1 protein-coding gene is annotated in these 255 nt (G+C 66.7%); it reads left to right on the top strand.

The window, feature by feature from the left end; translation table 11 throughout:
* The coding region (locus I8J34_RS24440; RefSeq protein ID WP_214364221.1) for a condensation domain-containing protein at positions 1–255 on the top strand (255 nt) is incomplete at both ends.

Raw genomic sequence — 255 nt, forward strand, 5'->3', positions numbered from 1 at the left:
ACAACCAGCGCTGGCTGCTGCACATCCTGGCGCACCACCTGGCGATCGACCACACCACGCTCGAGCTGCTGGTCGAAGAAGCCGAAGCGATCGACCAAGGCGGGCACGCGCACCTGCCCACCCCGGTGCCGTTCCGCAACTTCGTGGCGCAAGCGCGCCTCGGCGTGAGCGAAGCCGAACACGAAGCGTTCTTCACCGAGATGCTCGGCGACATCGACGAGCCCAGCGCCCCGTTCGGACTCATGGACGTGCAAG

The organism is Denitromonas iodatirespirans (assembly GCF_018524365.1).
In the GTDB taxonomy this organism is placed as follows: domain Bacteria; phylum Pseudomonadota; class Gammaproteobacteria; order Burkholderiales; family Rhodocyclaceae; genus Nitrogeniibacter; species Nitrogeniibacter iodatirespirans.